The organism is Bacillus paranthracis (assembly GCF_001883995.1).
GTDB lineage: Bacteria > Bacillota > Bacilli > Bacillales > Bacillaceae_G > Bacillus_A > Bacillus_A paranthracis.
Genome location: NZ_MACE01000082.1, coordinates 76440 through 98447 on the forward strand (window position 1 = coordinate 76440; position 22008 = coordinate 98447).

Consider the following 22008-nt stretch of genomic DNA (forward strand, 5'->3'; position numbering starts at 1 on the left):
GTATTGAAAAGAGGGTAATTAATTTAGACTTAAAAATATAAATAATAAAGAGAAAGGAGTATCGTTCCATGCAGTTAAAAACATACACTTGGAAAAGCTATACGTTTCTCATTGTAAGTATATTCGTTACGATTAATCTCTTTCTTTTCACACCTATTTTAGACAGGGTTGGAGTAGAATATGTTGTGCCTTTCGCTTACTTCATATTAGCTTCCGCTGTTATAGCAATCCTATTAGCGGTAATATCTTTTTGTAGTCGAAATGAAAGGAAAATTTTAGCGATTATCGGTTTATGTTTTACTCTATTTAATACAGCAATTATTTTATTCTTCCTTTGGTTCGGTTACCATTTCACTTAAGTGAAATATAAATAAACTCCATAAGCTACAAATAAAATTAATAAAATAAAAATACCGAGTATCGTGTATATCATCCATTTTAAGTTTGAACTCATATACTCCCCCTTCTGGCCTCCTAATAATTCCAGTATATAACAAAAAGCATTGGATACCCAATGCTTTTTCATACTTACGCGAATAAAGATGTATTCGCATATAAAGCTGGTGAACCACCTGAATGTACGAATAAAATGTTGTCCTCTTTATTAAATGTACCTTTTCTAATTAAGTCGATTAATCCCGCTACTGCTTTACCTGTGTATACTGGATCAAGTAAAATACCTTCAGTTTTTGCTAACAGCTGCACTGCTTCCACCATTTCTGGCGTTGGTAACGCGTAACCTGGCCCTGCATATTCATCAAAGCATGTAACAGCTTCGCGCGGGATAAAGTTTGGAATACCAACGTGAGCTGACGTTTCATCTACAAGTTTTGCTACTTTCTCTTCTTGCTCTGCTTTTCCTCTACTTACGTTAATTCCGATTACTGGGATGTTACTTTGTGTTCCAGCAAAACCTGTAATTAACCCAGCGTGCATGCCGCCGCTACCGCTTACGCAAATGACTGAACTGAAATCAATTCCTTGATCGAATGATTGCGCCATAATTTCTTGCGCACAAGCAACGTATCCCATTGCGCCAGTAGGATTTGATCCACCAACTGGAATGACATATGGTGTATTCCCTTTTTCACTTACTTCTTTCGCAACCTTATGCATCTCTTCCATAAGATCTGCTCCGTTTCGTACAACAATGACATTTTCAGCACCTAGTAAATGATATAAGAAATAGTTTCCATTAAAGTCTCGCTTCTCTTCTGGCTCAAGCCCTTCTTCTAATACAAGAATACATTTCATTTTCTCTTTCACCGCAGCTGCCAGTGTTAGGCGGCAATGATTTGACTGAATACCACCAGCTGTAATTAACGTATCTGCACCCTTCGCCTGTGCATCCGCAACTAAAAACTCTAACTTTCTCGTCTTATTACCACCAGCTGTTAAACCAAGTAAATCATCTCGTTTAAAATAAATAGTCGGCCCGCCAAGTGCCTCAGAAAAATTGTTTAATTTCTCAATTGGTGTATATGATTCTGTATATTTTTTTCTCGGGAATTTAGCTAAATTCATGAATAACGCTCCTTTGTACTTCTTTCACAATGTATGTAACGTTACTATTATTGCATGTAAAAATGATGAAGTCATCTTTCTGGGGGAAAAATGTGTTGGAATTCGGCTTTGGCGAGTGGAATTGTATTAAAGGTTTTATCTTCAATACGGTACATGAAATTATAATAATGATTTTAACCATATTACGGTACATGAAATTTATATCGACGATTTTTAAAATATATCATTCATAACTTGAAATATATCAACGATTTTTTCAATATATCGACGATTCGACATGAGATATCGACTTACCGACAAAAATCGACAATACAAAAAGGCCCACTCTTTAAAAAGCAGGCCCTCTTCCAATCACTTATTTGCCGAAAAACGGAGTAACTGTGTTAATCCTGGTTCTAAATTCATTTCGCCTTTATGGCGTACGTATACGATTTTGTCCCCGTCAAATTTGGGCAGGTTTCCTGGATTATACGTCAGCCACTCGTTCGTTCCTTCTACATTATACTCCATATACTCCGTTGCACCGACAACTACGTTTTTACTATCATCAGCGGTTACATTGGGTGCCATTTGTGCAATTTTCGAATCACTAATTAATAATTTCTTTATTTCCTTATCACGTTTGTAATCATAAGCTGTCACCATTACATCGCTACCATATGCTTTCACTTGCAACCCTTGTTTAAATGAATAACCATCAGGAGCAGTCTTCTCTCCTCCATTTGGTCCAGCTGACATCCAGCCCGTTTCAATCCCGCCCGTATTTACAACAGTAAATCCTTTTTTATCTCCGCCTGCAATTTTCTTTTTACCAGCCCAGTCCGGTAAGTTTAAATCCCAGTGCGTGTGACTCGTAAAGAAAACAACTTGTGGATAGTCTTTTAATATATCATACAACTTATCGACATTTAAATAATCTTGTAAGTACGGTGATTGTCTTGATCCAGACACCGTATCAGGTAAAACGTGATGAGAAAAAATGAAAATCGGCTTGTTTTTATCTTTTTGGCTGTACTCTTCTAAATTTTGTTTTAACCAACCTAATTGTTCATCACTCATATATACTTCATCCCACATTTTTGAATCGTGGTATTTCATATATTTTTCCGTTCCTAAAAATAGAAGCGGATAACCGTCTAATTCTTTTTTATGATATACTTTTTCTTGTCCGCTAAATTTCAGATAGCGGTTAAATAAAGTTTCCTCAGTTACACCATTTGGCCATGTACTTTGAGATAACTTCCCATCAGCTGTCCATTTACCAGCATAAAACTCATGATTCCCAACAGTTGACCATACATTCTCGGGATGCTTATTTTTGTTTAACACACGCTTCACATCATCATATTGGGACTGTTGTCCAGTTGGCGTTATATCCCCATTCATAATAAGCGCTCTAGAAAGTGGCGTCACTTTGTTCATATCTTTTAACACGTGATCAAAGTCTCCTAAATCCCCTTGAATATCACTAATAACATTAAAAGTTGTAGCTGATTTTCGAACTTGCTCTTTCCCTTCCGCATGTGCTGAAAATGTCGGTAATAATGCCGTCATAACCACTAACGAAGCAACTGTCTTTTTCATACAAATTCTCCCCCTAATAATAGAATGTACAAACTGACATGTTCTGCTTTCTCTTAGGTGCTTGTCCAATTCACATTATAAGGAGGGATTGTAAAGATAGATGGAGTAAAAAGTTAAGTGTTTTTTAAGAGATTTTGTCGTTTTTTGCACTCCACAATTAGCGATTCACGCCAATCTAGCTTTCTAGCCTTTAACATTACATACATGTAAATTTTGATGTTAAATCTTTTCGTTTCATACGTTGTTTTTATTACTTTTAATTTTCGGGAAAAATCCACTAATTAATAGCGTTATAATCCATACCATTATTAGAATAAAATTTATTGTATTACCGGAATTCAAGCTGAAAACTCTCCACAAATCGGCAGCACAAAAAACGAGAACAGCAGTAATAATAAGTAAAAATGTCCTAACTACTAATTCGATGTAAGATTTCTTCTCTTGCTTAAAAATGAACGTTCTTCTACCTTTGTACAATCTAATCACAAACAGTAGCAAGTACATACCAAGTGCGGCTCCAATAACAATTGATGTAATGGAGTTATTTTTTCTCTGCTCAGCTAGAGCGAAGTAACTTTCAGGTAATTTTCCCGTTTCATATTCAATCCATGCGTGGTAAATATCCTGACGTAAGTCTATACCACCTTCACTATTTGTAAGGATTACCAATCCATCCTTTGTATTAGGAATGAAACCATAAAAAGAATGCCAGCCTCGATTGTCACCAGAATGATAAAGTAATTTCCATTGATTAGATAGTTTTTTTTCAAATATACCTAAACCATTCTCCCCTAATACTGGCTTTTGCATTTCCTCAACACGTTCACTTTTGATGACACCATTCCCTTTATTATTTGCATCCATGCTTGCAAGTATCAATGTCATCATATCCGTAACATTTGTCTTGAGACCTGCAGCAGCCTGTTCGGTAAATTGGTAACTAGGGACCTCCTCTCCAAAATATCCATAGACTTTCGAAAGATTAAGATTTTCAGGACGTTGTAAGAATGAGCTAGATTTCATTCCTAAAGGTTTCATAATTTGTTCTTCCATATAGCGATTAAATGGTATTCCGGTAACCTCTTCAATTACAAGTTGTAAAATTGTATATCCGCCACCAGAGTAAATTGTTTCTGAACCTGGTTTATTGGTAACCTCCACTGGTTCATTAAGCCATCCTTTTCCAGACAGAGACTCCTGGATAGAATCAAGATGTTTCCCTGGTGCAACCCCAAGGTATCCTTTATGTGCAGACAGCCCTGCTGTATGACTTAATAATCTTCTGATCTTGACTTCATTATTATTAAACTCTGAATTAGGTAATTTCCATTTGGTCAGATATTTTCCAACGGGATCATCTAGTGATATACGACCTTCATCTACAAGATGCAAGATTCCCCACGCTGTAAGACTTTTAGATATGGAACCAGCCTGAAACAAAGTATCATCACTCACCGCTTTTTTTGTCTTTTTATCTACATAACCATAGTTAAGTGTATAAGCAATACGCCCCTCATGTACAATTCCTATTGCAACCCCTGGTACATTATAATTCCCCTGCCATTTTGGTACCTGTTCATCTAGCTTTTTTTTGAAATCCTCTATACTCCTATCAGTCAACGTGCCCGATTCTGCCCTCACCACATTTGTAAACCATGCTTCATTCGTAATCAATATGCAAATGATTAAACATAAAATGCTTTTGCATATTATCGATGCTTTTTGTCTATTCTTCATTTGTCCTACCCCTTTTTTCAGAATATTCTACCCGTTAATCAGAGTATCCCATTCCAATATCCCGTTCTATCGATTTTCATTACTTTACCTTACAAAATTGTAATAAAAACCAAAGTAATACATACTTAAAGGGTTTACTGATTTTTTATCCGAGGACAATGAAATTCATCAACAAGATAGACATGAAGTTATATTTATGATTTCAGTTAATCCCCCTAAAATACTAGTTCGGTTAATCAATTGGATATATTCCACACTACAAATATTCATTTTATAAAAAGAAGAACCCACACATTTTGATTAAAATGTGTGGGTTCTTTTGGCTTCCTTAAATTTTCATGAAGAAGATTGATTATTTTTTGTAGCTTACTAAAAAAAATTTTGTTCAATTAACTAACAGAACAAGATTAAACACTTAACTCGTATTAGTAATTTTTACTGTTTCTGTTGATAAATATAAAAATACTGCCTAACACACTTAATGAAAGTGCAAAATATAACAACAAATCAGGTAGAAATTTCAAAGGAATAATATCAATTAATTGTAAAACAATAATGGCAAGGATACCTAAATATAGAATATTGTACAAAGCATTATTTGTTTTATATAGAATTGCTCTTCCTCTTTCGTCATTTGCTTCATCACTTGATTGAAATTTTATTACATACATCTTACTTATCACTATTAAACCAAATAACAAAATTTTTAACAACAACAACATATGTATCACTCCTCTAGATAATCAAATACGTCGGTTAACGACTTTTCAAATACATTTGCGATTTTAAAGGCAAGAATTAGAGAAGGGTTATATTTATTCTTTTCAAGAGTAGCGATAGTTTGACGACTAACTCCCACTCTTGTTGCCAGTTCTTCTTGGGTCCAACCTTTTTCTGCTCGACAAACTACAATTTTATTATGCAACAATAGCAACACCTCTTTAGATAATTGTAAATTATTTTTTACAAATTTTAAATTATTTCTTACAATATATTTTTAAAATTAAAAATCCTCATAAAAAAAGACATAAAGATTTCTCCCCATGCCTACTAATCTTCTACTTCTTTACTGTATGTACATAATGCGCTGTTTCAAAAACTTAATAAAGTGAGACTTTAATCAGTGGGGGTTTTCTTCATCCCCCACTGATTATCAGCCCTCACCAATCGGACTTTTATGGGCAGCCTGCCCCCACCTAACTTCTTTGCTTTCGCTGAATTTTGAGGTGGGGGTCTTACTGCCCATTAAAGCGGGATAAAAAAGAGAACTACTCTTCAAGCACTTCTCTCTTTCATCCAAACGATACATATAAAATAAATTATTAAAAATATACTATATAAACTCCATTTTACTATTCTATCGAGATTGAAATATGATACATCCAACTGAGGTAGTAAATTCAAATAAAAAAAACTACTACTTTTGCAGAAGAAATCTTCATTAAATTCAGATGTAATCATATTTGAATAGTAAAAAAACACTATTTTTTACTAAGAATCGCGTTTTTTTACGCTCGATTGTAATTAATATTTTTCAGTTAATAGATGTGTAGCGATATACCTATCAGTAATCTTTGTATTAACAGTTATGCGTAACTTCTAGCTCATTATTAGCATAAATTGTTCCGTAAGTAGCACAAAGTAACATTCCACCACAAACCTCACTACTCACTTGAAAGTTTATGTTATCTTCAAATGTATCTATACTATTAGGTCTAATTGTATCTACAAATTTTTTGAAATCAAGAACCGGTAAATATTTCGTTATGATTTCATAGCTTAATAAATTATCTTCATTATTAAATGCATTATATTTCTGAATTTCTCTATAAATCGGACTTGGACTATACGGATCATGTTGCAATTGTCCATTTTCATCTTCGAATTTTTTTATTTCTTCTTTTACTATATAATCTGGATAACCTTCACTACTTTCTTCTTCATCACCAAATTCCCAAAATGGATATTCTATATCACATAAATGCGTTATAATCCACATTAGAAATTGCTCATTTATAAATCCAACATTTGTTTCTAACTCTTTGAATCTATTACCATAATATTTTGTAGCTTTTTCTACCCTTTCTTCTTGAGTCATATTATCCGTCGCCCCTGTTATATCGCATCCATCTAAATCTATAAAAATGCTATTGAATTTACCTAAAATGCCTAAATCAACAGTTTTACTCCAGTATCCTTCACCATCATTATCGATTAGTATCATAGTATCCTCCATTCTGCTTTGTTCGTTGCATAAGAAAAAGTGACTCTTTCTTAATAAGAATCACTTCCATTATTATATAACTTGTCTCTCATTAATCCTCAATTTCAATTCCAGCTTGTTTAAATGGTTCTAATACTTTTGGGTAACACATTGAAATATATTCCACTGTTTTTAGATTTTTTAAATTTTGAAATCCTTCAACAGATATTACATCAAATAAACCGTCTTCACCATCCCAATCTGGCTTTAAAATATGATAAATTTCATTTCCTCCATCAAAGCAAAGGGATTCAATCTTTTCCAAATCACTTGTTTCCAAAATTAACTCTTCTAAAAAAGCTCTAATTTCAACAATCGGGCCAGCTCCTGCATACCATTCAAAATGATTCGTATACTTATCTATTAAGTCTTTTAATTCTTTTAAAAATAGTGGCTCTTTATCTAATAAAGCTTCAATTACTACTAATTTAAAATTAAAATCTTGAAACATTTCACTCTTTCCCATTTTAAATTCCTCCAATGTTATAACATCCTTATCCAAATTATTATAAGTAAAACATATCCAATTGCAGCTTCTTTATTTCTTTCAATATCACATTAAAAAGGGATATGCTTAATTGCATGTCCACAATCGAGAAATGATACATTATACATATTTTCTTACTACTTATATTCTTTATATACTTACCTTCGCTTCTCTAGCATCCTGTTTCTTAATTAAGTCTAAGTAAAAATGCGAGACAGTTGTGTTGTAATAAGGGGAAATGAATATGAATGATAGATTAAATGTAAACATGCCTATAAATGCAGTTAATAAAAACCAACCAATAAAAGATAACCAAAGAACAAATAACTTGAACTTATGTCCTTTCATTATTCTTTTACTCTCCCTTAATGCTTCACTTGCTGTATAATCCGGATTCTCTATTAAAATGTAATATGCCATTGAATAAGAAAAATATTTAATAATACCTGGAACAATTAATAACAGACTCCATAAAAATAGAAAAATAGCCTGCAATACTCCTAATTTCATTGCTCTAAACAAATTGTTCTTCCTAAACCCTACAAATACATCGTCCACCTTAGCATCTTCATTTTTACCTAAGCGTAAGGTGAAAACAGAATACCCATAATTAAAGATACCTTGTATGACACTGTAAATAAAAAAACAAATCAGTCCTATAAAAAAATAACTTAGAATAAGTAAAACTAGTGCTGTTGGATCTACTTGCGGCTGCCCACCAATTGAATAAATAAAGAAAACATCCAAACCAATTACCCCAATAAACAGGCCAAGTATTAAATATATAAAACTAGCGATTGCTGATGCACTTAAAGTTGGTACAAAATAGTATAACGCCGATCCCCCTATACTTACTCCCCATTTCCCATCTAACGAATTAAGTGCTGCTTTCTTTAAATTTCTTATCAAACTTACATCCTCCCTTTTTCCATATTTTATCCAATAGAAATTTTACAAATAAAAGAACTTGTAGCAAGCCCCACTACAAGTTCTTTTAGCTAAACATTTTAGCTTATCCAAACAAAATATAATTTCTACACAATCGGGGTTAATTTCTAAAATATGGTTTATTAAAATCATTATATAACATAATTGTTGATTTTTGTTGAATATTCTGTTTCTTTATACAAAGACACCCCACATTCTTCCTGATATTCATTTAGATGTAGTAACTCATGTAGCAATATACCTATCATTATCTTTTTCAATAAATCCCATCCTCTTGTTTTCCAAAAAAAAAGACACAGAGATTCCTCCCCATGCCTACTAATTCCTTACTTCTTCACCGCATGCACATAATGCACCGTCTCAAAAGCTTCTAAATAATCATTTCGTCCTTCAAAATATAATGTATTTATGTCCTCTGGTGATAAGTGCTCATAAATGAGTAAGCCCGCCTTCTCTAATAGTGCTTCTATTTCGGTATAAGAAAAACATGATTTCATCGGTTCTCCGCCTATTGTAGCCATTTTCACCATATTTTCCACTCGATTGGACAGTCCCTTTTCTGTAAATAAGTTTTCATCTGGATAATCGAAAACGATAGAGCTCCCTTCTGGAACCATCACAAATAGACATTCTATTAAACTAGAAAGTTCCTCTTTCGTTAAATAGTACGTTACACCTAATAGACTAAAGAACGTCTTTTTATTTTCAAATCCTTCATTCCGTAACTGTTCATAGGAAAATCCTTTCGTGAAGTCCATCGAAATAAAATGAAGATTATTTGGAACTTCAAGTTCTGCTTCTTTTATTCTCTCCTTCTTAAACCCTTGTGTAGAAGGATGATCCACTTCAAATATTTCTATATTACTCTCTAATTCTCGGTGTCTAAAACTAAATGTATCTAATCCCGCACCGAGTATAACGTATTGTTTCGTTCCCAGCGTAATCTCGTGTAGTAATACTCTTTCACAATATGCCGCACGCGCTAAAGGTGTTGGTGATAATTGCACTTGTGTAATCCATTTTAATATTTCTTGTGGATTATCTTGAAACTGCTGTGCAATGTCTGTATTGAAAAAATGTATTCCTTGAACCATATTCATTTCAATGTCGTTACGTTCTTTTTGAGAAATGAACTCTTTAGCTACATAATCATCAAAGATTTTCGGATTATCAAATTCACTATGATATGCCCTTCCGAAAGCTGATACTAACGACGTTATACTTGCTTCACCTTTTTTCACGCACATACACTCCTTCATTTTCACAACAAAAATAGGGTTCCCCTGGCCAGGAGAACCCTATTATACACTTTATTTTTATATTGGCAAATTATAGCATAAATAAGTTTTTTTGTCAAGTTTCCAGCCTACTATCACTCCGACACTTTGTATATTCTCTAGCAGGAAAATTGTCGATTCACACAGAATATTCCAGATTATAACAATACACATGGAGGCCAATATGAAAAGATTCGTCATTATTACAGTAGGAAAAACACACAGCGGAAAAACTACATTTGCAAGAGAATTAGAAAAAGAGTTACCCCACTCTTTCGTTATGGATCAAGATAACCAAGCAGAATTTATTAACGCGCATTATGAAAAATTACAGCCGGCTGAAGGCGCTAATACATTTAAGCACGGCCTTTCAAAATTCATTGTTGATTATGCGAAAGGACATACAAATTTACACCTTATTATTAGTAACTCCAATCGCAGTAAAAACGGAAGGTTATATTTACTAAACGAATTATTTCCACAAAATGAATATGTACGCATACTCGTTCATTTTGACATTCCAGATGATGTACTTTACGAAAGAGTGGCTCGAAGCACGCGAAGTACGAATATTTTTAGAGGTGGATATGCTAGTTTCAAAGAAGTACTTGATCGACAACAAACTGAATCACTTCACGATGATGTCGTAGATCCTGTAGAAAACGAGGCTGATTATTTGTTTGTTATTCGCAATAGTAAAGATGTAAGCTTTACTATTGAAGAAATTGTTCATCTTGCTAAAGATTTGTCCCCTACTCCAAAATAAGAGACTATAAGAATTACATAATGATAGATTATTATGCAAATCCTTCCTCTAAGCGCCTAACATAGTATATAATGATAAGATAATCTACTTCTATATGCTCATTTTTACACAAAACAGTTCATGCATATGAAAGAAAAGAGGTACAAAAATATGAAAACAAAACAAACAATCGCTGCGTCTACACTAGCTTTAGCAATGATTGCTGGCGCAAACTCTGCTCATGCGGAAGTAACTGATGCTACTCCTCAGCAAAGTACGGGAGATCGATTAGCTGAAATTAAGCAACATAAACAAGAGTTAGATGCGAAATTGCAGCAACACAAAGAAAACGTGGATCAAACATTGAATGAACTTAACAAAGTTAAGGAAAATGTTGATACGAAGGTGAATGAACTACACGAGCGTAAACAAGTTGCCGATGAAAAAATTAACGAAATTAAGCAACGTAAAGAAGAGTTCGATGCAAAACTTCAGCAAGACAAACAAATCGCCGAAGATAAAATCGCTGAAATAAAAGAGCATAAAAAACAAGTAGAAGATAAAGTTGCTGAAGTGAAAGAACATAAGCAAAATATCGATAATAAGGTTAATGAGATTAAAGAACATAAACAAACTGTCGATGAAAAAGTGAATGAAATTAAGCAGCATAAAGAGAACATCGATCAAAAGGTTAATGAACTTAAGGAAGTTAAAAAACAAGTCGATGAAAAGTTAGCTGAGTTAAAGAAAGCGAAACAAACTGCTGAGGACAAACTTGCTGAACTAAAAGAAAACAAACCGAATATTGGTAACACGTTAGAAGAACTTAAGAAAATTAAAAGCAATTTAGATAGTCTTTCTGCTAACTTAGAACTAGCTAAGCAGGATGTGAAAAACAAACTTGCTGCTTTACAAGAAGCTAGACAAGATTTAATCAATAAAATTAACGAAATTAAGCAATCGAAACAAACTGTTTCAGACGATTTATCAAAGAAAAAACAAGACTTAGATATTAAAATCAACGACTTTAAACATACTGAGAAAAAAATTGATGACAAATTAGCTGAGTTACACACAACGAAGCAAAATGTAGATAACAAGATCAACGAAGTATCTCAATCGAAACAAACAGAAACAAAGACTGGTACTACAAATGCAAACAATAATGCTAGAGAACTTCCTAATGCTGGTAGTGAGCAATCAAATAATATGGCTTTAGGTATGTTATCTGTATTAGGCGGCGTTTTATTAATTGCGCGCAATAAAATTAAAACGTTATTCTCAAAATAAAGCCATTATACTTATTAGAAATAATTATACAAAGGCCAACCGCATGTACGGTTGGCCCTTTTTCTTTATATTAATTGTCCATCTCTTAGCGTCAATATACGATCACATACATCAAGCATTCTTTCATCATGTGTAATCATAATTGCTGCTTTTTGGCTCTCCTTCACTTCACGTTTCATCATTTCCACAACTTCACGTGCGCGTTTTGAGTCTAAGCTTGCCGTTGGCTCATCCGCTAATATTAAATCTGGGTTATTCATGAACGCACGAGCAATTGCTACCCTTTGTTTTTCCCCACCAGATAGTTGATTTGGATAATGATTTTTTCTTTCTCCTAATCCAAATGCTGCTAATAAATGATCCGCACGCTTTTCTGATTCTTGTTTACTTTCTTTTTTCAGCTTAGCAATGTAAAGTAACTGTTCCTTCACATTTAAATATGGAACAAGATTTGCAAACTGGAAAATGAAGCCGATTTTTTTCAAACGAATGTCTGTCATTTCCTTTTCTGATAACTTCGTAATATTTTGCTCACGAATGTAAATATCCCCTTTTGACGGTGATAATAGTGCACCCGCGATTGATAATAACGTACTTTTCCCTGATCCAGAAGGACCGACGATTCCGATAAATTCTCCAGCTTTTACATCAAGCGATATCGGATGAAGGGCTGTTACTTCCGTATTCCCTTCTCCGTACACTTTACTTACTTTGTCTAATTTCAATAATGAAGTCATTACATCCCGCCTCCAATTGCTTCTAGTGCATCAACTTTTAATACTTGATATAACGAAATAAGTGTTCCTAAAATACTAATGACGATAAAGATTGCTGCATATTGTGCAATCATCGGTGTTGTTAATAAGAACGGCATACCTGTTGGTAAAATTTGTTCTAATCCTTGTACAAGAACGATGCTAATTATCATCGCAACGACTGATAAGAATAACGCCTGCACGACTAAGCTATTTGCTAAATACGAGTTCTTTGTACCAATCGCTTTTAATACGCCTAATTGCTGTGTTTTTTGCAGCGTAATGACATAGAAGAATACACCGATTAATAGCGCAGCGATAACAAGTAAGAACGCAATGATCATCGTTAATGTTCCTTGCTCTTCTTTAAATCCTGGAATACTTTGCAGTACTTCTTTTTTGTCGATAACATGTGCATTTTTAATTTCTTTATCTGTATTCAGTGCAATTGCACTATAATCTTTTTGATTTGGTTGTGAAATAGCACCCCATACGTCTTCATTTACATATACAACTGGTGTATGGCTAAACATTTGATCTTTCGTAAATCCAACGATTGTAAATTCTTTCTTTGAAACAGGATCAATAATTGTATCCCCAATATCAATTCCTTTTTCTTTAATTGATTCATCAGCAACCATTTCATTGTTTGCTGTACCTAATTTCTCACCTTTTACAATGTTCGGTTCCAAAAATGTATCGCGTTCACTTGAGAAAATAGCGATATCAACCTTTTTTGAACTATCTTTCTTTTCATATGTTGAAACTTTCACGCGAAACGGAACGGCCTCTTTCTCGCCTACTTGACTTACTACGTTATCTACATCGTCTTTCTTAATTTGTGAACGAAGTAATTTATTTTCCGCATCATCCGCTAAAACGAACTTATTTGCCTCCATATTTTGAATCGATGAAGCATTATCATATGATAATCCATTTGCTAATCCTGAAATCACAAGGACTAAAAATGATAATAAAACCATGATAAGTCCGATTAATCCATATCTTAATTTTGATTGTTTCAATTCACGCAGAGCTAAAAACATTTCGCTCGCTCCTTCCTCTTTCTTTCTATGCACTTATCATAAAAAAGAAATATGAACGGAATATGAACAGAAGATTACAGAGGAAAGATTAAATTTTCAGAAAGTATTGAAAATAAATAGAATCCTTGATACAATTCAGTCAAATAATATTGACCGAGTAATTTAATTCAAGGAGTTGATCATATTGAAGCCCGTATTAACACTCACTACTTATAGCCAATTAAAAGCATTAAGCGATCCACTACGTGCCGAAATGATGATACGTCTATGCGAACGTCCTTATACTGGACAATTACTATCTGAGAAATTCGGCATTTCAAGGGCGAAAATTCATTATCATTTAAAAGAATTAGAAAAGAATAGTCTTATAGAGATTGTTTATACAGAAGAAAAGAATGGCATCATTCAAAAGTTTTATCAATCTGTCGCTAAAGGCTTCACCCCTGCCACAGATCTATTACCTCATTTAGAAATAGTAAGCGAATCAGGTCGCCAAATCTTTTTACAAATGATAGAAAGAACGAAAAGCCAAATTCTCGCTGCACCAGAGGAAGCTTTTACATTACGAAATGCAAGTGAAGACCCAGCTAAGTGGAATTACGTTTCATCTTGCTGGGAGTTTGATGCTACGCCAGAACAATTTCAAGTGTGGGTAAAAAAGTTTTATGAATTAATGTCTGAATTAAACGAAATCACAAAAGGTGCAGATAAAGATCCGAATAGTAAACCTTATTATATTTCTACTACTGCACTTCAAATCGCAGAGAGAACAATGCAGCAATTTATTAAAGAAGAAAAATCGTAATACGATTTTTTTTACATAAAGTGAAACTTTAATCAGTGGGGTTTTGTTCATCCCCCACTGATTATTAGTTGAACCAATCGGGCTTTTACGGGCAGCCCGACCCCCACCTAATTTCTTTGCTTTCGCTGAATTTTGAGATGGAGGTCTTACTGCCCGTTAATGCGGGATAAACGGTCAAATTTATTTTACCGAATAAATTTATTATAAAGGAGTAGATAAAGTGGACATATTAAAAAACCGGAATTTCCTCTTATTATTTTTAGGGAGAATTTTCACCAACATAGGAGATAGCTTATATTACGTAGCAGCAATGTGGCTCATATATAAGCTAAGTGGTAATCCTTTTTATTCTGGATTGGCTGGTTTCCTTACGTTACTACCTTCTGCATTACAATTTCTTACCGGCCCATTCGTTGATAGATGGCCAATTAAAAACACCCTCGTCATCACACAAGTTTTGCAATGCATTCTTATATTAATCATTCCTATTACACACTACTTCGACCTATTAACAGTCCAACTACTACTCATCATCATGCCCATCGTAGCCTTTATCGAACAATTCGCCTATCCTGCACAGTCAAAAGCTTTACCACTTCTACTGCATAAAACACAATTATTAAAAGGAAACTCACTCTTCTCATTTGCGTATCAAGGCATCGATTTAATTTGTACGACTCTTTCTGGAATATTAGTAGCACTACTTGGCGCAATCTCTTTATATGTAATTGACTCTTTCACATTCGCGATTACTGCCCTTTTGTTCTTTTCATTGAAAATGCCACAGCAAACTGCAGCAAACACATCACTTTCAACTAAACAATATTTCTCTGATTTAAAAGAAGGTTTTTCAATCGTCTTTCGTTCCTTAATGAGCGTATTCTTAATCGGTTCAGTTGTTGCCAATTTTTCTATCGGTATGACGATGGCCATACTCCCTTCTTTCGCTGATTCTTTAGGAGGCGTGAAATCATACGGATTCTTCTTAGCTGCTATATTAGCAGGTAGTCTGATTGGTGCTTTATTCAGTTCGTGGGTTGGCAAACGTAACGTTGGCCGCGCATCTATTATTAGCTTTGCGACTGGTGCTATCTTTTGGTTTCTCTCTACGGTTGTACCGTTTCAATGGTTATCTATTTTCTTATTCGGCCTATCTTGGATTCCAATTGGTGCAACCAACATATTATTTGCGACAATTAGTCAAATTTTAATTCCAAATCGATATATTGGACGCATCAACTCAGTTATGCGAAGTATGGGCACAATTGCTATGCCGTTCGGTTCTTTAATTGGCGGATATGCTGCAAATGTATTTAGTAGCCAACTCATTTTCGCACTCGCTAGCATCGGGATTTTATTTATTTCTCTCGTATGGCTACTCCATCCGAAATTACGAGCATTGCCAAAAGCTGATGAAATTACAGCGGATACTTTTGGGGTTCGGTTTAAGGAAGAGCGCGGGAAAGGTGCGGCTTTATAGCAGGAATGATAGTACGTGAAATTTATATCGGCGATTTTTCAAATATATCAGCGCAACTCGAATTATATCGGCGATTTTCACAATATATCGGCGCAACTCAAATTATATCAGCGATTTTTCGATTATATCGACTTAACGACAAAAAGAAGAGGCCGTTCCCAAACAGCCTCTTCCCTCTATTTTGGAAGCTCCACCCGAACAGTCGTCCCTTCCCCTTTCGTGCTATAAACTGAAACAGTTCCGTTATGCAGTTCAACAATCTTCTGCACAATCGACAATCCTAAACCGCTACCTTCTACATTTCTTGCCCTTGCTGTATCCACCTTATAAAAACGATCAAAAATACGATCCATTTCTTCTTTTTCCATGCCGATTCCGTTATCGGATATCGAGATTATAACGCTAGACTCTAACTCTTCGACAAAAAACTCAATGGTCCCACCGTCGTTTGAAAATTTAATGCTATTCGTAAAGATATTACTCCATACTTGATGAAGTAAGTTTTCATCACCTTTTATAGTGATATCTGGCACATCAAATTCAACGGCGATATCTTTCTCACGCCATTTCCACTCGAGCATAAAAATGGCGTCTTTAATTTGCTTCTGCAAATTGAATTCTTTTATTTGTAAAACTTTCTCTTCTTTATCTAATGAAGCGAGCGTCAGTAACTGTTTACATAAACTAGACATTCGCTTACTTTCCCCCTCAATAATTTGTAAGTAATGGTTTCTTTCTTCCTCACTCATCTTTTCTGTTTGCAATGTTTTCGAAAAACCTTGTATGGAAGAAAGCGGTGACTGGAATTCATGTGAAACGTTCGAAACGAACTCTTGTCTCATTTCATCTAGTTCTTTAATACTTTTCGTCATCTTTTGGAAGCTTGTAGATAACGTACCAATTTCATCTTTTCGTTTTACGTCTAATTCAATTTCATATTCCCCACTCGCAATTTTTTGCGTAGCCTTCGTAAATTTACGAATTGGACGAACGATATATCCTGCTGCAATCGCTATAAAGATAATGCTTAATAGTACGATAAACCCAAGTAATACCGCTAAGAAAATTCGCATCTCGCCGAATTGGTTTTGAATGTCAGGGCGAATAAATAATGCGTACTGTTTATCACCGTGCTTTACCGGTACACCGACACTATTTATTAATTCATTATCGAAAAAACCGGTAATAAATAGGCGAGTCGGATATGTAGAAACACCATTAAACGTTTCCCCTTGCAATACTTTATGAACGGTATCATCACTAATAGACGTCTTACGAAACGCATTGCCGATACGCTTTCCATTCTTTTGATCATCGACAATATAAATTTCATACCCTAACTTCGCAATAGATTGTAAGTACGCCTCTTGATTTTCTTCGCTTTGCTTTTCATATAACGATTTAACTTCTTCCGCATACTTTAAAATCTTTTCACTATTATACGGTTTTAACTTCACTTGATAATATACGTTCGTTAATAAAAAGCCGATAATACTACTAAGTAGCATAATACCGACCGTCATAAAAACAAATCTAGAGTATAATGATTTCATTTTATTTCAACTCCAACTTATAACCGAGTCCGCGCACTGTTGTAATTTGAAAATCATCCGTTCGTTTTGAGAAACGATCTCGGAGCCTTTTCACATGAACGTCAACCGTTCGTTCATCCCCTTCAAAATCCATTCCCCATACTAGCTCAATTAACTCTTCTCTTGAAAATGTTCTCCCAGGATAACTAGCTAATTGTGATAATAATTCAAATTCCTTTAATGGAAGCAAAATCGTCTGCCCGTTACACTTTACTTCAACACCTTTACGATCAATTGTCGTCCCGTGAAGTGTAATTATGTCCGCACTCAGCATTTGATAACGGCGCAATAAAGCTTTCATACGGAAAATGACTTCAGCTGGTTCAAATGGTTTTACGATATAATCGTCTGTACCAGAAATAAATCCTCTTTCTTTATCGACTAACTGATCCTTTGCTGTTAATAAAATAACAGGAATATCATGATACTTCCGAATTTCTTCACATAACGTATAGCCATCAACGAACGGCATCATAATGTCTACGATCGCAAGATGAATATTTTCCTTCTCTAATACTTCTTGCGCTACCTTTCCATCTTCTGCCTCAAAAACTGTAAACCCCTCTTTTTGTAAATGGTAATGCAATAATTCTCTAATATGCTTATCATCATCAGCTAATAAAATATGTATCATCTTCATTAAACCCTCTCTTGTTCATCCTTCTACATCACTACATTAAGAAACAATTGGATTTTTTGCAAGAAAAAGAAAAAGAATCTATTTTGAAAAAAGATTATTCAAAATAGATTCTCACGTTTTAGTATTAAGATTATTTTAAACAAAAATAATTTCTAAGCTTTCGAAATATCAACAAATCCTTCTCCGAATACGTCACGAACATCATGTATAGCAATGAACGCAGCTGGATCTGTAATTTGAACAATCCTCTTTAGCTTCACTACTTCTTGCTTATTAATAACAACGTAAAGAATGTCCTTCGGCGTTTTCGTGTAATAGCCATGACCTGAATACACGGTAACTCCTCTGCCCATTAAGGTTGTTACCTTCCCTGCAATTTCATCTGGTTTATCCGAAATAATCGTAATGGCCTTTTTCGGATTTAAACCTTCAATTACAAATTCCATTACTTTCGTTCCTACATATAACATAATAATTGTCAGCATCAGTTTTTCTGCACCAATGATGAAATAAGATGAAAACGCAACGATTAAATCGAAGAACAGTAGACCATAGCTAATGCTCCATCCTAAATATTTATGCGTCATCCGTGCTAAGATGGTAGTACCTGCTGTCGTTCCACCAACGCGAATGATGAGACCAATCCCGCACCCGATAAATATTCCACCGAAAATAGCATTTACGAGCATTTCATCCGAAGCAATCGTCCATCCTTCTGTTAAATGAAGAAATAGCGAGTTCGTAACTACAGCGATAATCGTATAAATCGTTGTGATTTTATTCAAAAATTTATAACCGACTATTAACAAAATCGCATTTAAAATTAAATTGACTAAACCTGGTGACCATTCAAATAAATAGTACGTAATAATCGTAATACCTGTTACCCCGCCCTCACCAAACTCGTTCGGGATAACAAACAAATTGACACCTAACGCAAAAAGAAATGCACCGATAATAATAAAAATAATGTCTGTCGTTCTTTTTTTCATACAGTACCTCACTTCTTATGTAAATATTTATTCTGTCATAAACTCTCACCATTATATCGTGGAATATTCAAATCGAACAGTGGTTTATTTTTATTTTCATATAGGATGATAAATCAACTTTATTCTATATCCACATGTAATTTTAAAAGGGTAACAACTGTATTTATTATGTACTACAAGTAAAGTTTTGATTTCACATGTTATTCATGCTAAAAACCGAATAGGAACACGTACTCGCATGAACTTCGAGTACAAAACAAATAGGCGAAGCTATAAAATAGGCTTCGCATCAAGCATTTGATTGTAGAGATTTATATTCATACATTCCAAAAATAAATTTACTTATCTTTCTCCATGTATTCTTTAATCTTTCGTTCTTCCCACTCTTTTCCGAATATCCCGAATGGAAAAGTTGTCAAACCATGTATAACGATACCAATCCCCCAACCTGCAAGTGGATATAAAAACCATAATTTACTTGAATCAGAGCTTATATTTATAAAAAAAAGCATTAAGTTAACTAGTATATATAATGCTAAATGAATATAAAACGCTTTTAAATTCTCCACTCTTTTTTTAGCTCGTAAATAATTCTCATCTCGCTCCATATATAAACACCTCTTTCATTATTGTATTTTTTAAATTCACTCCGATTTAAACATCATATTCTAGTCAGGAATACCTTATTCTCAATAAAATACAAAACAAAAAAGTACCTAGCAAATAGTCATGTGTATGACCATTTGCTAGGTACTGAATAATCCATTTATTATTTACAGAAGTCTAATTAAGACCAAATCCAAACATCATCATTATTTTCAACGTTGCTCTTTACCTCATGAACTTTTTCAATATGGTCAACTGTGTTCCAGTTAATAGAACTTCCACCCCATCCCACATAATTCATATCAATTTTCACTTTCTCACCCGCATGAAATACTTGTCCCTTTGTTAAGAAAACATCAATAATCACTTTCTTCCCGTTTAGCGATGGATACCCCACTACGACATATTTAGTAGCACCGTCTGTTCCTACTTTTGATACTTCACCAATTACATAATCAGGTGAGCCATCTTCTTTCATGTGCATGCCTAACTTGTTTGTTGTATTTTCAATTGCAGTTGCAACCATATATTCTGTAAAATTACGCATCATAGATCCAGTAGCTTTAACCTCATCTCCTACTTTCACATTTGAGAAAGTATCCATGTATACACTAACAGGTTCTTCGTATTGCTTAGATTTTACGACAATTACACCGTTATCTACTTCTACTACTCGCCCTTCTAATGTTGAGAAATTCGATTCTATAGAAGCAGCACTCGCTTTTGTTAGTTCTAACCCTGGTAAATTCGTTCCTGATAATGCTGCGATTCCTAAAGCACCTGCTAAAATTAATTTTTTCATACCCATTATGAAACATCTCCATTCATGATGATTTTATTTTTGATTGGATACGACCAACCTGTAACTATTATAGTTACAGGTTGTAGAAAATAGCAACCCCCTTTCTTATGCAATGTTGCATACTGTACTTTTTAAATATACAACAAGAGGGCTTTAATTTAATTCAAAGCTAAAATAACCTTATGACCACGGTATAAAGAAATTAAGAACCACTTTCGGTCCTAAGGTTAACGAATAGCTTTATAAAAACTCAATCAAAATTTATTCAACTAGTTGAATAATGAACCATGTCGAATTTTATTTTCATAAAATTCAAATTTCAAGGAGGTTTTACAAAATATTACACAGAATTATTCGTATATCGTAATATATTTGGAATTTTTTTACGATTCGTTTCATTTTATCTACCACGTTTAGACAAAATGAAATAAAACAATAAAAAGGAGAGAGATAGATTGAAAAGAAAAATTAGTACAGCTGTTGTAGGGTTATCAGTGTTTAGCTTTGGTCTTTTTGGTGTAAATATTGGGGATGGCGGCGTTGTAAAAGCTGAGCACGGTGAAACTTTTGCTCCGAAATTAGAAAATCATGGTGACTACGGTGGCGCTCCTGCTTTCAATGTTGGGGATACTCCTGCTCCGAAATCAGTAAGCATTGGAGATGGCGGTGGCGCTCCTGCTTATGATCATGGCAGACCTCCTATTTCATCATACAATATAGGGGATACTTGGGCTCCTTCTTATACAAATACTCATGGAGAAGGAATGGCTCCTAAACAAGAGAGTCACGCTGACTTCTTTGCTCCTACGTTAGAAGCGCATGGTAATACTGGCGCTCCTGCTTTAAATGTTGGTGATACGCCGACTCCGAAGCTTGAGGGGCACGAACATTTCCCTGCTCCTAAACAAGAGACACATGCTGATTTAAGCTCAAAATTAGATTCACATGCGGATACTTGGGCTCCTGCATTAAACATTGGTGACACTGGTGGGGCTCCTAAACAAGAAGGACATACACATTTCCCTGCTCCAAAATTTGAAGCTCATGGCAATACTGGCGGTGCTCCTGCTAATTCTGAACATGGTACAGGTTGGTAAGTTAACAAAATTAAAAACAATCTATACTACTGTTCCTATATGTTTACAAGAAAACCATTCGATGTTATGTGGTTTTCAATTCTAAAAAATACACCTATTAACTAGGTGTATTTTATTTTATCTCTCTATCTAATAATTAAAGAATACTCCCCTAAAAACCCCAACAAAAAAAACGAAGAAACTCCCTATACTTCAGACACTTAAAGTACCACGAACGTTACGATTTTTAGTGACACTCCGGATCCAATCCCACTTTCATCTCAAGTGCCTAAAGACGATAGCTTTCTTGTTCAGGAAAAGCTGTAACCTCTCCATTCATGATAATTTTATTTTTCGGA

21 protein-coding genes and 1 pseudogene are annotated in these 22008 nt (G+C 34.4%); 6 read left to right on the top strand and 16 right to left on the bottom strand.

The features are described 5' to 3' along the window. Positions 1-68: 68 nt before the first annotated feature. Positions 69-359: a hypothetical protein gene (locus BAQ46_RS27155; RefSeq protein WP_071743192.1), complete on the top strand. Its 291-nt coding sequence runs from the start codon at positions 69-71 to the stop codon at positions 357-359. Between the two features lie 169 nt (positions 360-528). Here the strand turns inward: BAQ46_RS27155 and cuyA are convergent, their stop codons facing one another. The 9 genes and pseudogenes from cuyA to BAQ46_RS27210 all read right to left on the bottom strand — a co-directional run bounded on the left by cuyA (position 529) and on the right by BAQ46_RS27210 (position 9790). After that, on the bottom strand, positions 529-1524 hold the full coding sequence (cuyA, locus tag BAQ46_RS27165; RefSeq protein WP_071743194.1) for a D-cysteate sulfo-lyase: 996 nt from the start codon (positions 1522-1524) through the stop codon (positions 529-531). A gap of 351 nt (positions 1525-1875) precedes the next feature. Continuing rightward, positions 1876-3108, bottom strand: coding sequence for a DUF4073 domain-containing protein (locus BAQ46_RS27175; protein WP_071743196.1), 1233 nt, complete (start codon positions 3106-3108; stop codon positions 1876-1878). Positions 3109-3304: 196 nt separating this feature from the next. Next, positions 3305-4845: pseudogene (locus BAQ46_RS27180) on the bottom strand (serine hydrolase domain-containing protein). A gap of 425 nt (positions 4846-5270) precedes the next feature. Beyond that, positions 5271-5564, bottom strand: a complete 294-nt coding sequence (locus BAQ46_RS27185; RefSeq protein WP_000925446.1) for a hypothetical protein — start codon at positions 5562-5564, stop codon at positions 5271-5273. An 8-nt stretch (positions 5565-5572) separates the two neighbouring features. Next, positions 5573-5773 carry a helix-turn-helix transcriptional regulator gene (locus BAQ46_RS27190; RefSeq protein ID WP_000903050.1) on the bottom strand — a complete coding sequence of 67 codons (201 nt, stop codon included), beginning with the start codon at positions 5771-5773 and terminating at the stop codon, positions 5573-5575. Between the two features lie 651 nt (positions 5774-6424). After that, complete coding sequence (locus BAQ46_RS27195; RefSeq protein ID WP_000600668.1) at positions 6425-7069, bottom strand: hypothetical protein; 645 nt, start codon at positions 7067-7069, stop codon at positions 6425-6427. Between the two features lie 91 nt (positions 7070-7160). Next, entirely contained in the window at positions 7161-7574 is a 414-nt protein-coding gene (locus BAQ46_RS27200) for a DUF6892 domain-containing protein (RefSeq protein WP_061130617.1), read from the bottom strand. A gap of 171 nt (positions 7575-7745) precedes the next feature. Further along, positions 7746-8504, bottom strand: coding sequence for a DUF975 family protein (locus tag BAQ46_RS27205; RefSeq protein ID WP_000620768.1), 759 nt, complete (start codon positions 8502-8504; stop codon positions 7746-7748). A gap of 365 nt (positions 8505-8869) precedes the next feature. Next, entirely contained in the window at positions 8870-9790 is a 921-nt protein-coding gene (locus BAQ46_RS27210; RefSeq protein WP_071743198.1) for a class I SAM-dependent methyltransferase, read from the bottom strand. A gap of 214 nt (positions 9791-10004) precedes the next feature. Here BAQ46_RS27210 and BAQ46_RS27215 point away from each other — a divergent pair, with 214 nt between their 5' ends. Further along, a complete protein-coding gene (locus tag BAQ46_RS27215; RefSeq protein WP_071743200.1) occupies positions 10005-10586 on the top strand; it encodes an ATP-binding protein in 582 nt (193 codons plus the stop codon). 150 nt (positions 10587-10736) lie between these two features. Beyond that, on the top strand, positions 10737-11855 hold the full coding sequence (locus tag BAQ46_RS27220; protein ID WP_071743202.1) for an LPXTG cell wall anchor domain-containing protein: 1119 nt from the start codon (positions 10737-10739) through the stop codon (positions 11853-11855). Between the two features lie 65 nt (positions 11856-11920). On the opposite strand, the gene BAQ46_RS27225 is transcribed toward BAQ46_RS27220, so the two are convergent. Then, on the bottom strand, positions 11921-12592 hold the full coding sequence (locus BAQ46_RS27225; protein ID WP_000202587.1) for an ABC transporter ATP-binding protein: 672 nt from the start codon (positions 12590-12592) through the stop codon (positions 11921-11923). Next, positions 12592-13656: an ABC transporter permease gene (locus BAQ46_RS27230; protein WP_000477777.1), complete on the bottom strand. Its 1065-nt coding sequence runs from the start codon at positions 13654-13656 to the stop codon at positions 12592-12594. Before BAQ46_RS27230 ends, BAQ46_RS27225 begins: the two co-directional genes overlap by 1 nt. Positions 13657-13840: 184 nt before the next feature. Between BAQ46_RS27230 and BAQ46_RS27235 the strand changes: the two genes are divergently transcribed. Together BAQ46_RS27235 and BAQ46_RS27240 are read left to right on the top strand one after the other, a co-directional pair. Beyond that, the gene (locus BAQ46_RS27235; RefSeq protein ID WP_061130610.1) at positions 13841-14461 is read left to right on the top strand and encodes an ArsR/SmtB family transcription factor; all 621 of its coding nucleotides are present in this window, start codon (positions 13841-13843) and stop codon (positions 14459-14461) included. Between the two features lie 220 nt (positions 14462-14681). Continuing rightward, complete coding sequence (locus BAQ46_RS27240) at positions 14682-15941, top strand: MFS transporter (RefSeq protein WP_071743204.1); 1260 nt, start codon at positions 14682-14684, stop codon at positions 15939-15941. Positions 15942-16117: 176 nt separating this feature from the next. Here BAQ46_RS27240 and BAQ46_RS27245 read toward each other — a convergent pair whose 3' ends face one another. The 5 genes from BAQ46_RS27245 to BAQ46_RS27265 all read right to left on the bottom strand — a co-directional run bounded on the left by BAQ46_RS27245 (position 16118) and on the right by BAQ46_RS27265 (position 20579). Next, complete coding sequence (locus BAQ46_RS27245) at positions 16118-17494, bottom strand: sensor histidine kinase (RefSeq protein ID WP_071743206.1); 1377 nt, start codon at positions 17492-17494, stop codon at positions 16118-16120. Position 17495: 1 nt separating this feature from the next. After that, positions 17496-18173 (bottom strand): response regulator transcription factor, encoded by a 678-nt coding sequence (locus BAQ46_RS27250; RefSeq protein ID WP_000781975.1) that lies wholly within the window; start codon positions 18171-18173, stop codon positions 17496-17498. 152 nt (positions 18174-18325) lie between these two features. Beyond that, positions 18326-19165: a YitT family protein gene (locus BAQ46_RS27255; protein ID WP_071743208.1), complete on the bottom strand. Its 840-nt coding sequence runs from the start codon at positions 19163-19165 to the stop codon at positions 18326-18328. Between the two features lie 338 nt (positions 19166-19503). Next, positions 19504-19773 carry a 2TM domain-containing protein gene (locus tag BAQ46_RS27260; protein WP_000438991.1) on the bottom strand — a complete coding sequence of 90 codons (270 nt, stop codon included), beginning with the start codon at positions 19771-19773 and terminating at the stop codon, positions 19504-19506. A gap of 179 nt (positions 19774-19952) precedes the next feature. Further along, positions 19953-20579 (bottom strand): ATP F0F1 synthase subunit alpha, encoded by a 627-nt coding sequence (locus tag BAQ46_RS27265; protein WP_071743210.1) that lies wholly within the window; start codon positions 20577-20579, stop codon positions 19953-19955. A gap of 449 nt (positions 20580-21028) precedes the next feature. Between BAQ46_RS27265 and BAQ46_RS27270 the strand changes: the two genes are divergently transcribed. Further along, positions 21029-21670, top strand: a complete 642-nt coding sequence (locus tag BAQ46_RS27270) for a hypothetical protein (protein ID WP_000823366.1) — start codon at positions 21029-21031, stop codon at positions 21668-21670. Positions 21671-22008 lie beyond the last annotated feature (338 nt).

What these genes read in the sequence shown, in the direction of transcription:
- BAQ46_RS27155 (WP_071743192.1), top strand. Translation starts at nt 69, where the DNA reads ATGCAGTTAAAAACATACACTTGGAAAAGCTATACGTTTCTCATTGTA.
- cuyA (WP_071743194.1), bottom strand. Translation starts at nt 1,524, where the DNA reads ATGAATTTAGCTAAATTCCCGAGAAAAAAATATACAGAATCATATACA.
- BAQ46_RS27175 (WP_071743196.1), bottom strand. Translation starts at nt 3,108, where the DNA reads ATGAAAAAGACAGTTGCTTCGTTAGTGGTTATGACGGCATTATTACCG.
- BAQ46_RS27195 (WP_000600668.1), bottom strand. Translation starts at nt 7,069, where the DNA reads ATGATACTAATCGATAATGATGGTGAAGGATACTGGAGTAAAACTGTT.
- BAQ46_RS27200 (WP_061130617.1), bottom strand. Translation starts at nt 7,574, where the DNA reads ATGGGAAAGAGTGAAATGTTTCAAGATTTTAATTTTAAATTAGTAGTA.
- BAQ46_RS27210 (WP_071743198.1), bottom strand. Translation starts at nt 9,790, where the DNA reads ATGTGCGTGAAAAAAGGTGAAGCAAGTATAACGTCGTTAGTATCAGCT.
- BAQ46_RS27215 (WP_071743200.1), top strand. Translation starts at nt 10,005, where the DNA reads ATGAAAAGATTCGTCATTATTACAGTAGGAAAAACACACAGCGGAAAA.
- BAQ46_RS27220 (WP_071743202.1), top strand. Translation starts at nt 10,737, where the DNA reads ATGAAAACAAAACAAACAATCGCTGCGTCTACACTAGCTTTAGCAATG.
- BAQ46_RS27225 (WP_000202587.1), bottom strand. Translation starts at nt 12,592, where the DNA reads ATGACTTCATTATTGAAATTAGACAAAGTAAGTAAAGTGTACGGAGAA.
- BAQ46_RS27230 (WP_000477777.1), bottom strand. Translation starts at nt 13,656, where the DNA reads ATGTTTTTAGCTCTGCGTGAATTGAAACAATCAAAATTAAGATATGGA.
- BAQ46_RS27245 (WP_071743206.1), bottom strand. Translation starts at nt 17,494, where the DNA reads ATGAAATCATTATACTCTAGATTTGTTTTTATGACGGTCGGTATTATG.
- BAQ46_RS27250 (WP_000781975.1), bottom strand. Translation starts at nt 18,173, where the DNA reads ATGAAGATGATACATATTTTATTAGCTGATGATGATAAGCATATTAGA.
- BAQ46_RS27255 (WP_071743208.1), bottom strand. Translation starts at nt 19,165, where the DNA reads ATGAAAAAAAGAACGACAGACATTATTTTTATTATTATCGGTGCATTT.
- BAQ46_RS27260 (WP_000438991.1), bottom strand. Translation starts at nt 19,773, where the DNA reads ATGGAGCGAGATGAGAATTATTTACGAGCTAAAAAAAGAGTGGAGAAT.
- BAQ46_RS27265 (WP_071743210.1), bottom strand. Translation starts at nt 20,579, where the DNA reads ATGGGTATGAAAAAATTAATTTTAGCAGGTGCTTTAGGAATCGCAGCA.